This is a genomic window from Streptomyces sp. NPDC102279 (assembly GCF_044766365.1).
In the GTDB taxonomy this organism is placed as follows: domain Bacteria; phylum Actinomycetota; class Actinomycetes; order Streptomycetales; family Streptomycetaceae; genus Streptomyces.
In genome coordinates this window covers 42,858-56,817 of record NZ_JBIWLU010000015.1, presented here as the reverse complement: position 1 = coordinate 56,817, position 13,960 = coordinate 42,858, and the positions used below count along the sequence as shown (strand labels likewise).

Below are 13,960 nucleotides of genomic sequence, written 5' to 3'. Positions count from 1 at the left end.
GGTGGCGACTACGCCCGTCCGCCCGCCGCGATCTGCTTGCGGTAGAAGCCCGTGGTGCGCTCGGTGTGCTTGCGCATCACCTCGCCGGCGCGGTCGGCGTCGCCCTTGGCGATGGCCCTGATCAGCTGGGCGTGTTCGTTCCACGCCTCCTTGCCGCGCGGGCGGGCGATCGGCGTGTAGTACCAGCGCACCTTCTGGCCGACACCGGAGATCAGCTCGGCCAGGACGTCGTTGCCGGCCACGGAGGTGATGAAGGCGTGCAGGGCCGTGTTCGCGGCGACCAGCCGCTCGACGTCAGCCTCGGCGAGCGCGTCGACGCCCTCCTGCTGCAGCTCCCAGAGCCGCTCGATGTCCTCGGGCTTCGCGTTCTGCGCGGCGAGCTGGGCCGAGTACGTCTCCAGAACCGCGCGGACGCCGAGGAGTTGGGCGGCCTCCTCCTCGGTGGGGGAGTGCACGAACGCGCCCTGGGCCGGACGCAGGTCCACCCAGCCGTCGGTCTGGAGTCGCTGCAACGCCTCGCGGACGGGCTGGCGGCTGACGCCCAGATGCTCGGCGAGCTCGGCCTCGACGAGGTGCTGACCGGGCTTGAGGGACCCGCTGACGATCAGCTCGGTCAGGGCGTCGTACACGGCCTGGCGCAGTGGCGCCGGGCGGGTGACGCGCCGGGCCGCGGCGGCCGTGAGTGCCTCACGCATGGGAGCCCCGATCTGCCACCGGTCCCGCGGGCCGACGGCTCTGCCAAGTGGTGGCCGCCGAGTGGGTCGCCGGCAGCCCGGCCAGCATACAGGTTTTGGTATGCAAGATGGCGGGCTCCTCCAGAAGGAATCCCAGGTCGGCCGGGGGTGCTTGCCGTGCCGCCCGCCGTCGCAGGGGGCATCGGGAGCGGGTGCGGGGCGCGGGGTCGTGACGGTCCGCTTCCCTCGGGGTGTCAAGTCCCCTCCAGGTGAACGTGATTGATGACGATTGAGTTCTGTATACAGAAGCCTGTATGAGGTATCGTCCAGTCTCCCGCGAGCATCGCCGGGGGCCCGCGTGACGGAAGGCGGAGCGATCATGACGACCAGCGCGAGCGACGTGACGGTCGAGAGCGTGGTCCGGAGAGTGGCGGCCGGCCACCGGGATCAGCGCGGTGCGCTGTTGCCCGTACTGCACGCCGTACAGGCCGAGTTGGGCCACGTGCCGCAGGAGGCCATCCCGGTGCTCGCCGACGAGTTCAACCTCTCCCGGGCCGATGTCCACGGAGTCGTGACCTTCTACCACGACTTCCGCCGCGAACCAGCCGGACGCACCCTCCTGCGCATCTGCCGGGCCGAGGCCTGCCAGGCCCTGGGCGCCGAAGGCCTGATGGCCTACGCCCGCGAGGCGGGACTGGTCCCCGGCGAGACGACCGCCGACGGTGCCGTGACCGTCGAGCAGGTCTTCTGCCTCGGCAACTGCGCCCTCGGCCCGGCGGTCGAGGTGAACGGCCGCCTGCACGGACGCGTGAACCCGGCCCGGCTGGGCTCCCTCCTCGACGGGACGGTCTCCTCATGAACGCCACCACCGCGCACCCGGCCGCCACGGTCTACGTCCCCCGCGACTCGGCCGCCCGGTCCGTCGGAGCGGACGCCGTGGCGGACGCCCTCCAACAGGCCGCGTCACGCGGCGACTTCGCGCTCGATGTCGTACGCAACGGATCGCGCGGCATGCTCTGGCTGGAACCCCTCGTCGAGGTGGTGACCCCCCGGGGCCGCATCGGATACGGCCCCGTCGCACCGTCCGACGTCGAGGACCTGCTCGCCGCGGGCCTGCTCGACGGCGCCGACCATCCACTGCGCCGCGGAGTGGTCGACGAACTCCCCTGGCTGGCACGCCAGAGCCGGGTCACGTTCGCCCGCGTCGGCGTCACGGACCCGCTGTCGGCGGAGGACTACGTGGCGCACGGCGGCATCGCGGGACTGCGCGCCGCGCTGGAGCGCCCGCCCGCCGACGTGGTCGCCGAGGTCACCGCGTCCGGACTGCGCGGCCGGGGCGGCGCGGGGTTCCCGGCCGGCATCAAGTGGAAGACCGTGCTCGACTGCCCGGACGAGCTGAAGTTCGTCTGCTGCAACGCCGACGAGGGCGACAGCGGCACCTTCGCCGACCGGATGGTCATGGAGGGCGACCCGTTCCTGCTCATCGAGGGCATGACCATCGCCGCGCACGCGGTCGGCGCGCGCGAGGGCTACCTCTACATCCGCTCCGAGTACCCGGACGCGGTGGCCTCGATGCGCGCCGCGATCGGCGTCGCCCGTCGACAGGGCTGGCTCGGAACGGGCATCCTCGGCTCCGCGCTCGACTTCGACCTCCACGTCCGCGTCGGCGCCGGGGCGTACATCTGCGGCGAGGAGACCTCCATGCTGGAGAGTCTGGAGGGCAAGCGCGGCACCGTGCGCGCCAAGCCGCCGATCCCCGCGATCGAGGGCCTGTTCGGCAGGCCGACGGTCGTGAACAACGTCCTCACGCTGGCGACGGTCCCCGTCGTGCTCGCCGCGGGAGCCGCCGCGTACCAGGAACTCGGCGTCGATCGCTCGCGCGGCACCCAGGTCTTCCAGCTCGGCGGCAACATCGCGCACGGCGGCATCGTGGAGACCGCCTTCGGTGTCACCCTGCGTGAACTGGTCGAGGACTACGGCGGCGGTACGTTCACCGGGCGCCCGGTGCGCACGGTGCAGGTCGGCGGCCCTCTCGGCGCCTACCTGCCGCCGTCGATGTTCGACCTGCCGATGGACTACGAGGCGTTCGCCGCCGCGGGCGCGATGGTCGGGCACGGCGGAGTCGTCGTCTTCGACGACACCGTGGACATGGCGGCCCAGGCACGCTTCGCGATGGAGTTCTGCGCCGCGGAGTCCTGCGGCAAGTGCACGCCGTGCAGGGTCGGTTCGGTACGGGGCGTCGAGGTGATCGACAAGATCGTGGCGGGCCGGCACCGGGACGAGAACCTGGCCCTGCTCGAAGACCTGTGCGACCTGATGACGGACGGATCGCTGTGCGCGATGGGCGGCCTGACGCCGATGCCGGTGCGCAGCGCCCTCACGCACTTTCCCGACGACTTCCTCGCCCGCGGACCGGGCCAGGGAGCCCCACCCGAGCCGACGAGCGGCGTACGGACGGAGGGCACGGCATGACACTGCTCAAGGAACCCGACTTCGGAACCCCAAAACGGCCCGGCGAGGCCACGGTGTCCGTGGAGGTGGACGGACTGCCGGTGACCGTCCCCGAGGGCACCTCGGTGATGCGTGCCGCCGCCCTGGCCGGCATCGACATCCCCAAGCTGTGCGCCACCGACAGCCTGGAGCCCTTCGGCTCCTGCCGGCTGTGCGTGGTGGAGATCGACGGCCGGCGCGGCACCCCGGCGTCCTGCACCACGCCGGTGGCGGACGGGATGCGGGTGAGCACCCAGACGCCGAAGGTGGAGAAGCTCCGGCAGGGCGTCATGGAGCTGTACATCTCCGACCATCCGCTGGACTGCCTCACCTGCCCCGCCAACGGCGACTGCGAACTCCAGGACATGGCGGGCGTGGTGGGGCTGCGGCAGGTGCGGTACGGCTTCGAGGGGGAGAACCACCTCGACGCCGAGAAGGACACCTCCAACCCGTACTTCGACTTCGACGCGTCCAAGTGCATCGCCTGCTCCCGCTGCGTTCGGGCCTGCGGCGAGGTGCAGGGCACGTTCGCGCTGACCATCGAGGGGCGCGGCTTCGACTCCAAGGTGTCACCGGGCGCCGGCGAGACGTTCATGGACTCCGAGTGCGTCTCCTGCGGGGCCTGCGTCCAGGCCTGCCCGACCTCCACCCTCCAGGAGAAGTCGGTGGTCGAACTCGGCATGCCGACCCGGTCGGTGGTCACCACGTGCGCGTACTGCGGGGTCGGCTGTTCCTTCAAGGCCGAGCTGCGCGGCGACGAACTCGTACGGATGGTGCCGTACAAGGACGGCGGCGCGAACGAGGGCCACTCCTGCGTGAAGGGCCGCTTCGCCTTCGGCTACGCCACCCACCCGGACCGGATGCTCAGGCCGATGGTCCGCGAACGGATCACCGACCCCTGGCGCGAGGTCGACTGGGACGAGGCGATCGGCACCGTCGCCCGCCGGATGCGCGACATCCAGGCGCGGTTCGGGCCCGGTTCGATCGGCGCGATCTCCTCGTCCAGGTGCACGAACGAAGAGGTCTACGTCGTCCAGAAGATGGTCCGTGCCGCCTTCGGCAACAACAACATCGACACCTGCGCCCGGGTCTGCCACTCCCCGACGGGATACGGGCTCAAGCAGACCTTCGGAGAGTCGGCCGGCACCCAGGACTTCCGGTCCGTCGCCGAGGCCGACGTCATCATGGTGATCGGCGCCAACCCCACCGACGGCCACCCGGTGTTCGCCTCGCGGATGAAGCGCAGGCTCCGCGAGGGCGCCCAGCTGATCGTCATCGACCCGCGCCGCATCGACCTGGTGCGCTCCCCGCACGTCGAGGCCGCGCACCACCTCCAGCTCAGGCCCAGCACCAACGTCGCCGTCGTCAACGCCCTGGCACACGTGGTCGTCACCGAGTCACTGGTCGACCGTTCCTTCGTCGACAGCCGGTGCGAGGGCTTCGACGAGTGGGCGCGCTTCGTCGCGCTGCCCGAGAACAGCCCGGAGGCCACCGAGGAGATCAGCGGCATCCCCGCCGGGCAACTCCGCTCCGCCGCACGGCTGTACGCCGGGGCACCGAACGGCGCCATCTACTACGGCCTCGGCGTCACCGAGCACAGCCAGGGCTCCACCATGGTCATGGGGATGGCGAACCTCGCCATGGCCTGCGGCAACATCGGCCGCGACGGCGTCGGGGTGAACCCGCTGCGCGGGCAGAACAACGTGCAGGGCTCCTGCGACATGGGGTCCTTCCCGCACGAACTCCCCGGCTACCGGCACGTGTCCGACGACGCGGTCCGCGAGGTGTTCGAGAACCTGTGGGGAGGCACGCTCCTCGCCGAACCGGGTCTGCGCATCCCCAACATGTTCGACGCCGCGATCGACGGCACCTTCCGCGGACTGTTCGTGCACGGCGAGGACATCGCACAGTCCGACCCCAACCTCCAGCACGTCACCGCCGCCCTGGAGGCCATGGAACTCGTCGTCGTGCAGGACCTGTTCCTCAACGAGACCGCCAAGTTCGCCCACGTCTTCCTGCCCGGCGCCTCCTTCCTGGAGAAGGACGGCACGTTCACCAACGCGGAGCGCCGCATCAACCGGGTGCGCGCCGTCATGAAGCCGAAGACGGGCAAGCACGAGTGGCAGATCGTCTGCGAGATCGCCACCGCCATGGGCTACCCGATGGCGTACGACCACCCGGCCCGCATCATGGAGGAGATCGCCTCGGTCACCCCGACGTTCACCGGGGTCTCCTTCGAGGTGCTCGACAAGCTGGGCAGCGTGCAGTGGCCGTGCAACGCGGACGCCCCCGACGGCACACCGGTCATGCACGTCGACGCGTTCGTGCGGGGCAAGGGCCGATTCGTCGTCACCACGTACGTGCCGACCAAGGAGCGCTCCACCCGCCGCTTCCCGCTGGTGCTCACCACCGGGCGCATCCTCAGCCAGTACAACGTCGGCGCGCAGACCCGGCGCACCGGCAACGTCGCCTGGCATCCCGAGGACATCCTGGAACTGCATCCGCACGACGCCGAGGTGCGCGGCATCACCGACGGCGCCCTGGTCACGCTCGCCAGCCGGGTCGGGCGGACGACCCTGCGCGCCGAGATCTCCGACCGGATGCCGGCCGGCGTCGTCTACACCACGTTCCACCACCCCGTCACCGGCGCGAACGTGGTCACCACCGAGAACTCGGACTGGGCCACCAACTGCCCCGAGTACAAGGTGACCGCCGTCCAGGTCGCTCTCGCGCACCCGCTCGGCCACGCCGACGACCTGCCGGAACGGACGGCGGACGCCGCACCGGCACCCTCCGGGAACGATGCCCGGAAGTCCGCCGGCGACGACGTGCTCACGGCGGTGGACTGAGATGGCGGGGACCGTGCCGGCGGAGCGCCGGATGGCGAACGACATCGCCGTGAACCTCGGGCACCTGCCCGGGGACGAGGCGGCGGCGGCGGTCGCCGGGCACATCGGCCGGTTCTGGGACCCGCGCATGCGGTCCCGGCTCGTCGCGGACGTCGACGCCGGGGCCGAGGGGCTGCATCCGCTGGTGGTCGCGGCGGTACGGCTCCTGCGCTGACCGCGGCGGTGCACGACAGGCCACGGGGCACGGCCGGATCGGTAGGCTCGGGATGATCACGGGGCAGCCGGCCGGTCGGTCCGCGGTGCCGGGGTGCGGCGCGAGCGAGAGAGGAGTCGTGCATGCTGTTCCGGCAGCTCGAGTACTTCGTGGCGGTGGCCCGCGAGCGGCACTTCGCGCGGGCGGCGGAGTCCTGCTACGTCTCGCAGCCCGCGCTCTCGGCGGCGATCGCCAAACTGGAGCGGGAGTTGAACGTCACGCTCATCAACCGCGGGCACAACTACCAGGGCCTGACACCCGAGGGCGAGCGGCTCGTCGTGTGGGCCAAGCGCATCCTCGCCGAACAGGACGCGTTCAAGGCCGAGGTGGCCGCCGTGCAGTCGGGCATCACCGGCACGCTCCGCCTCGGCACCGACCCCACGGCCTCCACCACCCTCGCGATGCCCGTGGCCGCGTTCTGCGCCGCGCACCCGCTGGCCAAGGTGCAGGTCCGCTCCCGTCTGTCGACGAAGGAACTCCACCGCCAGCTCCGCGACTTCGAACTGGACGTGGCGATCGCCCACTTCGACCCCGGCGACCAGGAAGGCCTCCAGGTCGTCCCGCTGTACCAGGAGAGGTACATGCTGCTCGTCTCCGACGATCAGCTGACCGCCCAGGCCACCACCATGACCTGGGCGGACGCCGCCCAGCTGCCGCTCGCGCTGCTGACCCCGGACATGCGGATCCGGCAGATCGTCGACGGGGTCTTCGCGGACAAGGGCTTCGTGGTGACCCCCCAGGTGGAGACCGACTCGATCGCCTCGCTGTACGCGCACGTCGGCGGCGGTGAGTGGGCGAGCATCGTCCCGCACACCTGGCTGCGCGCGATGCCGGTGATCGGCAGGACGCGGGCGCTGCCGCTGGTCGACCCGGAGGCGGGCGCCCAGGTGTCGGTGGCGATCCACGCGGCGACGCCCGGATCGGTGGCCGCCCGCGCCTTCGTGAACGCGGCGACGGGCCTGTCCCTGGACGACTTCTTCGGCCGGCCCCTGACCACCGGCGAACACCGCGTGCGCTGACCCGGGGCAGGTCCGTCGTCCGTCCCTCAGCGCGCGAACCGGGCCTCGACCGCCAGCCGGTCGAGACCGCCTTTGGTGGTGTACGGCAGCTCGGCGACGAACGCCAGCCGTTCGGGCACCTCGAAGGGGGCCAGCCGCTCACGGCAGTACCGCAACACGTCCTCGGCGCCCGCGCACTCCGGGTCGCGAACGACCAGGGCCGCGCCGACCCGCTGCCCGTACACGGCGTCGGGGACGGCGAACACGGCGGCCTCGGCGACGCCCGGGCAGCCCGTGAGGACGTCCTCCACCCGCTCGGGGGAGATCTTCTGGCCGCCGCGGCTGATGATGTTGGTCATCCGCCCCGTGAGGCGGAGGTGGCCGTCCTCGTCGAGGGACCCGAGGTCGCCGGTGCGCAGCCAGCCCCCGGAGAAGCCGCGCGCCGTCTCCACGGGGTCGGCGAGATAGCCGCGGGCGACCGTGGGCCCCGACAACCACACCTCGCCGTGGACACCGGCGGGGCACGGCCGGCCGTCCCGGTCGACGACCCGCACCCGCACGCCCGTCGGCAGGCCGACCGACCCGTGTTTGAGGACGCCGTGCTGCGGCAGTGGCTCGCTGGTCGCCTGGTGGGTGGACTCCGTCATTCCGTAGGCGGAGAGCAGAGGAGCGCCGAACGTGCGCTCAAGCGCCCGTTGCGTGGCCGGGTTGAGCGGGGCGCTGGAGCTGCGTACGAAGCGCAGCGGCGGACCCTGCGGGCCGGGATGCCCGAACTCCGCCCGCTCCAGCAGGACCTCGTGCAGCGTCGGTACCGCGGTGAACCAGGTGGCGGACGCCGCGCGCATGTCGTCCCAGAAGGTCCGCGCGCAGAACCGTCCCCGTACGGGCAGCAGGACGCCGCCCCCGCCGGCCAGGGACGCCAGGAGTGCCGCGAACAGGCCGTGACCGTGGAAGAACGGCATCACCGCGACGGTCGCGTCCCCGGGGCCGAGCCGGTACGTGGCGCAGATGCCCCGCACGGAGGCGGCGACGTTCGCCCGGGTCAGCGGCACCATCCGGGCCCGGGCGCCGGTCCCGGAGGTGTACAGCACCAGGGCGTCCCGGGCGGTCAACTCGCCTACGGCGCCCGTCGTTCGACGGGCGACGGCAGTCGTGTCGACGTCCACGGCCGCCGTCCCGGTCGGGGAGACCTCCACCCGCAGGGGCCAGGCCGCGACCCGGGGCGGTGCCGGCGGCGGAGTTCCGGCTGCGGAGGGGCCGAGCAGGACCGCGGGCACACCGAGGGCGTCCAGCCGAGCGGAGAGTTCGGGCGCGGGCAGCGCCGGGTCCAGCGGGGCGGCCACCAGTCCGGCCCGCGCCGCGCCGAACAGCCCGACGACGAACTCGGCCGTGTTGGCGCCGACCAGACCGATCGCGTCACCCCGGCGCAGTCCGGTGGCGGCGAGGCGCGCGGCCAGGTCGTCGGCCAGCGCCGACAGGACCCGGAACGACACCGGTCGCCGGCCCGCCCCGACCACCAGGGCCCGGGCGTCGGGGCGTTCACGCACCGACCGGTCCAGCAGGTCGGCGAGGCCGGTCAGTTCGGGCGGCCGGTACCCGTCCGCCTCACGCGCCGACGCCGCGGCCGGAACGGCCATGACCCCACCTCCGTCCCCCAGGTCCGCAGGAGCCGCCGTCCGCCGCAGCGGGCCCCGGCTTCGGCGAGGCGCTCCCCTGCGAGCCTGCGGCGAGGCGGGGAGCGCGTCCAATACGCAGCGGTGAACGGCCGATAGGGGCCGTTTATCAAGGGAGTTGAGAGGTCCTGGGGACGCCCTCGATAGACGCTGCTTATCGGCTGGTCGCCGATGGGTCTTGGACGCGGGCGGGCGCGGTGCCGAAGGTGGGAGAAGGAGCCGCACCGGCAGGATCTGCCCTAGGAGGACCTCGGACCATGACCGCCCCCTCGACACTGGAGACCGCGGCGAACGCCGACGTTCCGACCGAGCTCACCGACGGGTACCACCTGGTCGTCGACGCGCTCAGGATGAACGACGTCGACACCATCTACGGGGTGGTCGGCATCCCGATCACCGACCTGGCCCGCCTCGCGCAGGCCCGGGGCATCCGCTACGTCGGCTTCCGGCACGAGAGCAACGCGGGCCACGCGGCCGCGGCGGCCGGCTATCTCACCCGGAAGCCCGGAATCTGCCTCACCGTGTCCGCGCCGGGCTTCCTCAACGGTCTCGTCGCGCTGGCCAACGCCACCACCAACTGCTTCCCCATGGTGCAGATCTCCGGCTCCAGCGAGCGGCACCTCGTCGACCTGCGGCAGGGCGACTACGAGGAGATGGACCAGCTCGCCGCCGCGCAGCCGTTCTGCAAGGCCGCCTACCGGGTGAGCCGCGTCGAGGACATCGGCCGGGGCATCGCCCGCGCCCTGCGCACCGCGGTCTCCGGGCGCCCCGGCGGTGTGTATCTCGACATCCCCGCCGCGGTGCTCGGCTCCATCATGGACGCCGAGTCCGGCGCGCGGACGCTGAGCCGCCTCGTCGACCCCGCGCCGCGCCAGCTCCCCGCACCCGAGGCCGTCGACCGCGCGATCGAGCTTCTCTCGGGCGCGGAGCGGCCGTTGGTGGTCCTCGGCAAGGGCGCCGCGTACGCACGCGCCGACGACCAGGTCCGCGCGTTCGTCGAGTCCACCGGCATCCCGTACGTGCCCATGTCGATGGCCAAGGGCCTGCTGCCCGACGACCACCCGCAGTCGGCGGCCACCGCCCGTTCGCTGGCCCTGAAGAAGGCCGACGTCGTCATGCTCGTCGGCGCCCGCCTCAACTGGCTGCTGAACCACGGCGAGTCACCCCAGTGGAACCCCGACGCCCAGTTCATCCAAGTCGACATCGAGGCACGGGAGATGGACAGCAACCAGCCCATCGCCGCCCCGCTCGTCGGCGACATCGGGTCGGTCCTCGACGCCATCGCCGAGCGGACCAAGCCCGGCCGGATCGCCGCTCCCGCCGCCTGGCGCGAGGAACTCGGCGCGCGCTCGGCGCGGAACATCGCGAAGATGGCGGAGCGCCTCAAGGCCGACCCGCACCCCATGCAGTTCATGGGCGCCCTCAGGGCCGTACGGGACGTGCTGCGCGAGCGCCCGGAGACCTACCTCGTCAACGAGGGCGCCAACGCGCTGGACATCGCGCGCAACGTCATCGACATGCACGTACCGCGGCACCGCCTCGACAGCGGCACCTGGGGCGTCATGGGCATCGGCATGGGCTACGCGATCGCCGCCGCCGTGGAGAGCGGCGCGCCGGTGGTGGCCGTGGAGGGCGACAGCGCCTTCGGGTTCAGCGGCATGGAACTGGAGACCATCTGCCGTTACGGACTGCCCGTCGTCACCGTCGTGATGAACAACGGCGGTGTCTACCGGGGCGACGACGTCAACCCGCTGGGTGACGCACCCTCCCCGACCACCCTGATGGCCGCCGCCCGGCACGACCGGATGATCGAGGCGTTCGGCGGCAAGGGCTACCGCGCGACCACGCCCGCCGAGGTCACCGCCGCCCTCACCGAGGCGCTGGCCTCCGGCGGCCCCGCGCTCATCGACTGTGTGATCGACCCCGCGGCCGGCACCGAGAGCGGCCACATCGCGCACCTGAACCCCAAGGGCATCACCGTCGGCAACATCAAGGCGGCCCGCACGTGAGCCCTCGGCCCCCCGCCCGCAGCGACGACTCCCGCACCGCGATCATTCACGAGAAGGAAACCGCCATGAGTGAAAAGCCGCTCGCCGGAATCAAGGTGATCGACTTCACCGGAGTCCAGGCCGGTCCCGCGTGCACGCAGATGCTCGCCTGGTTCGGCGCCGACGTCATCAAGGTCGAGCGTATCGCCGGCGGTGATGTGACCCGGCGTCAACTCCGGGACATCCCCGACCTCGACGCCCTCTACTTCACCATGCTCAACAGCAACAAGCGGTCCCTGGCCATCGACACCAAGTCCCCCGAGGGCAAGGAGGTCATGGAGAAGCTGATCCGTGAGGCGGACATCCTGGTGGAGAACTTCGCACCGGGCGCCATGGACCGGATGGGCCTCGGCTGGGACCACATCCACGCCCTGAACCCCCGGCTGATCTTCGGCTCGGTCAAGGGCTTCAACGACGACTCCCCGTGGAACGACCTCAAGGTCTACGAGAACGTCGCCCAGGCCGCGGGGGGCGCCGCGTCGACCACCGGGTTCTGGGACGGGCCGCCCACCATCAGCGGCTCGGCGCTCGGTGACAGCAACAGCGGGATGCACCTGCTCGTCGGCCTGCTCACGGCGATCATCCAGCGCGATGCCACGGGCGTCGGCCAGAAGGTCTCGGTGTCCATGCAGGACGCCGTCCTCAACCTGACCCGGGTCAAGCTCCGCGACCAGCAGCGCCTGGAGCGCGTCGGGCACCTGGAGGAGTACCCGCAGTACCCGAACGGCGAGTTCGGCGACGCGGTGCCGCGCGGCGGCAACGCGGGCGGCGGCGGGCAGCCCGGCTGGATCCTCAAGTGCAAGGGCTGGGAGACCGACCCCAACGCCTACATCTACTTCACGATCCAGGAGCAGAACTGGGCCCGCACCTGTGAGGCCGTCGGCCGGCCCGAGTGGACCGAGGACCCCGGGTACACCACCGCCCTGGCCCGGCAGCCGCACATCATGGAGATCTTCGGCGAGATCGAGAAGTGGCTCGCCGACAAGACGAAGTACGAGGCGGTCGACATTCTGCGCACCTTCGAGGTGCCGTGCGCGCCCGTGCTCAGCATGAAGGAACTCGCCGCGGACCCGGACATGCGCAAGAGCGGCACGATCGTCGAGGTCGAGCAGAAGGAGCGCGGCACCTATCTGACGGTGGGCAGCCCGATCAAGTTCTCCGGCTTCAAGCCCGAGATCGCCGGTGCCCCACTGCTCGGAGAGCACACCGACGAGGTGCTCGCGGACCTCGGCTACGACGCGAACGCGATCCGCAGGCTGCACGAGGGCCAGGTCGTCGCCTAGCCCGTACGGCGAAGTGCCCCGCGAACGGACGCCGTTCGCGGGGCACTTCGCCGTACGGAGCTTGTCGCAAGGGCCTATACGGCCGTCCGGTCCGTCTCGGCCCGCCTCCGCATCAGGTCCTTCTCCCTGGCCCGGCGGGCGGTGACGTCCCGGACGACCGCGCCGACGTACGGGGCACCGTCGTTCCCGGTCAGCAGCACCACGCTGAACTCGATGGACAGGGTCCGGCCGTCCGACGCCAGTGCGGGCACCGTCAGGAGGTCGGCGTCACCGTACTTGGTGGTCCCTCGCTCCATGGCCGTGCCGAAGCCCTCCCAGTGACGCCGGCGGTGCTTCTCCGGAATGATGACGTCGAGACTGCCGCCGTCCACCTCCGCCGCCGAGAAGCCGAAGATGCGCTCGGCCCCTCTGTTCCAGTACCGGATCAGGCCTTCCCTGTCGATGATCACCACGCCGTCGGGTGCCTGGTTCGCCATGCCCAGCACCACTTGGGGATCCAGCTCTGCCATGTCGCCTCCGGGTCGGGGCCATTTGGTGGGCGACAGTATACAGAATCCAGTCTGCGGAGAGCCTGGGTCGTCACGTCCCGGGTGCCGGGCCGCTTCCTCGCGCGGTGCCGCGACTCGGCCCGTCTGCGCGGAGCCGCCCTTCGAGGAGGACGCCGACACCGCGGACGCCGGCCGGGCCCGTGAACCGTGCACCGTGATGCGGCCGATGGCCGCCGCCCCAATCTTCGGGCTCCCCGCTGTCACGGTCGCGGTGGACGTCGGCGAGGGCCTGCCGTTCGGCGCCCGGATGACGCCTTCGTCTCCCGTCAGACCGGCGCCCGGACCCCGTCCAGTGCCACCGACAGGACGCGGTCGCGCTGGGCGTCGTCCAGGAAGTTCGTCGCCATGATGCCGGCGATCATGCGCAGCAGGTCGTCGAAGTTCATGTCGGTCCGGGCCTCGCCGGCCTTCTGTGCCCGCTCGAAGAGCGGTCCGCCGGCCGCGTACATCGAGTCCCGGCAGGCCAGGAAGATCTCGGACTCGTTGTTCAGGGCTTCCCGGATGGCCCGCTTGGTGGCCGTGTAGTCCACGAAGCGGCGCAGCCAGGAGGTCAGCGCGTCCCACGGCTCCCGTCCGGCGACCTCGTCGGCGACCCGGCAGAGGTCTTCGACCTCGCCCGCGTAGACGCTCTCGAAGAGTTGGCGGCGGGTCGGGAAGTTCCGGTACAGCGTGCCGATGCCGACGCCGGCACGGCGGGCCACGTCCTCCAGGGACGCCTCCGCGCCCTTCTCCGCGAACGCCTCACGGGCGGCGGCCAGCAGCGCGTCGTAGTTGCGGGCGGCGTCCTTCCGGTGCGGACGGCGGGACGCGACGATCTCGCTGACGGGGTAGGGCTCTGCCGTCACTGCTGCCTCCCGGCTGGATCGGGTTGAAGCGGAGGTTTGCCTCCGCTACAGTGGAGGGGTACCTCCACTTTAACAGCCGGGGTGCGTCCGGCATCGGCCGCGTGCGGCCGCACGCGACGCCGACGTGCACCTGCCCCGGCCCTCGACCCCGGCGGGCCGTGCGACGAAGCACCGCGCCCGCCCCCCGACTCTTCTCCTCGCGCGACCGCCGTCGCGGTCGCCGGTGTGCCCGGGCGCCGGCCGGCGCCCCGCCCGTCCCGTACGACCGTGGCCCGACGACCTCGGCCGCAACCTGTCCG

At 71.7% G+C, this 13,960-nt stretch carries 11 protein-coding genes; 7 read left to right on the top strand and 4 right to left on the bottom strand.

All coding sequences use genetic code 11. The features are described 5' to 3' along the window. Nucleotides 1-8: 8 nt before the first annotated feature. On the bottom strand, nucleotides 9-695 hold the full coding sequence (locus ACIRQH_RS33340; protein WP_388875633.1) for a GntR family transcriptional regulator: 687 nt from the start codon (nucleotides 693-695) through the stop codon (nucleotides 9-11). A gap of 358 nt (nucleotides 696-1,053) precedes the next feature. Between ACIRQH_RS33340 and ACIRQH_RS33335 the strand changes: the two genes are divergently transcribed. From ACIRQH_RS33335 to ACIRQH_RS33315, 5 genes are all read left to right on the top strand, one after another. Beyond that, on the top strand, nucleotides 1,054-1,533 hold the full coding sequence (locus ACIRQH_RS33335) for a formate dehydrogenase subunit gamma (RefSeq protein WP_388934141.1): 480 nt from the start codon (nucleotides 1,054-1,056) through the stop codon (nucleotides 1,531-1,533). Next, nucleotides 1,530-3,146 (top strand): formate dehydrogenase beta subunit, encoded by a 1,617-nt coding sequence (locus ACIRQH_RS33330; RefSeq protein ID WP_388875627.1) that lies wholly within the window; start codon nucleotides 1,530-1,532, stop codon nucleotides 3,144-3,146. The genes ACIRQH_RS33335 and ACIRQH_RS33330 overlap by 4 nt, the downstream gene beginning before the upstream one ends. Beyond that, nucleotides 3,143-6,013 (top strand): formate dehydrogenase subunit alpha, encoded by a 2,871-nt coding sequence (gene fdhF / locus ACIRQH_RS33325; RefSeq protein ID WP_388934144.1) that lies wholly within the window; start codon nucleotides 3,143-3,145, stop codon nucleotides 6,011-6,013. Before ACIRQH_RS33330 ends, fdhF begins: the two co-directional genes overlap by 4 nt. A 31-nt stretch (nucleotides 6,014-6,044) precedes the next feature. After that, nucleotides 6,045-6,227, top strand: coding sequence for a formate dehydrogenase subunit delta (locus tag ACIRQH_RS33320; protein WP_358821829.1), 183 nt, complete (start codon nucleotides 6,045-6,047; stop codon nucleotides 6,225-6,227). Nucleotides 6,228-6,349: 122 nt separating this feature from the next. Further along, the gene (locus tag ACIRQH_RS33315) at nucleotides 6,350-7,285 is read left to right on the top strand and encodes a LysR family transcriptional regulator (protein WP_388875621.1); all 936 of its coding nucleotides are present in this window, start codon (nucleotides 6,350-6,352) and stop codon (nucleotides 7,283-7,285) included. A gap of 26 nt (nucleotides 7,286-7,311) precedes the next feature. On the opposite strand, the gene ACIRQH_RS33310 is transcribed toward ACIRQH_RS33315, so the two are convergent. After that, nucleotides 7,312-8,901, bottom strand: a complete 1,590-nt coding sequence (locus tag ACIRQH_RS33310) for a FadD7 family fatty acid--CoA ligase (RefSeq protein ID WP_404228493.1) — start codon at nucleotides 8,899-8,901, stop codon at nucleotides 7,312-7,314. Nucleotides 8,902-9,194: 293 nt separating this feature from the next. Here ACIRQH_RS33310 and oxc point away from each other — a divergent pair, with 293 nt between their 5' ends. Both oxc and frc read left to right on the top strand, forming a co-directional pair. Beyond that, nucleotides 9,195-10,946: an oxalyl-CoA decarboxylase gene (oxc, locus tag ACIRQH_RS33305; RefSeq protein ID WP_404228490.1), complete on the top strand. Its 1,752-nt coding sequence runs from the start codon at nucleotides 9,195-9,197 to the stop codon at nucleotides 10,944-10,946. A gap of 65 nt (nucleotides 10,947-11,011) precedes the next feature. Further along, nucleotides 11,012-12,268: a formyl-CoA transferase gene (frc, locus tag ACIRQH_RS33300; RefSeq protein WP_388934150.1), complete on the top strand. Its 1,257-nt coding sequence runs from the start codon at nucleotides 11,012-11,014 to the stop codon at nucleotides 12,266-12,268. A gap of 74 nt (nucleotides 12,269-12,342) precedes the next feature. On the opposite strand, the gene ACIRQH_RS33295 is transcribed toward frc, so the two are convergent. Together ACIRQH_RS33295 and ACIRQH_RS33290 are read right to left on the bottom strand one after the other, a co-directional pair. After that, nucleotides 12,343-12,777, bottom strand: coding sequence for a PAS domain S-box protein (locus tag ACIRQH_RS33295; RefSeq protein ID WP_388875609.1), 435 nt, complete (start codon nucleotides 12,775-12,777; stop codon nucleotides 12,343-12,345). A gap of 305 nt (nucleotides 12,778-13,082) precedes the next feature. Then, the gene (locus ACIRQH_RS33290; protein ID WP_388875606.1) at nucleotides 13,083-13,661 is read right to left on the bottom strand and encodes a TetR/AcrR family transcriptional regulator; all 579 of its coding nucleotides are present in this window, start codon (nucleotides 13,659-13,661) and stop codon (nucleotides 13,083-13,085) included. Nucleotides 13,662-13,960: the final 299 nt, after the last annotated feature.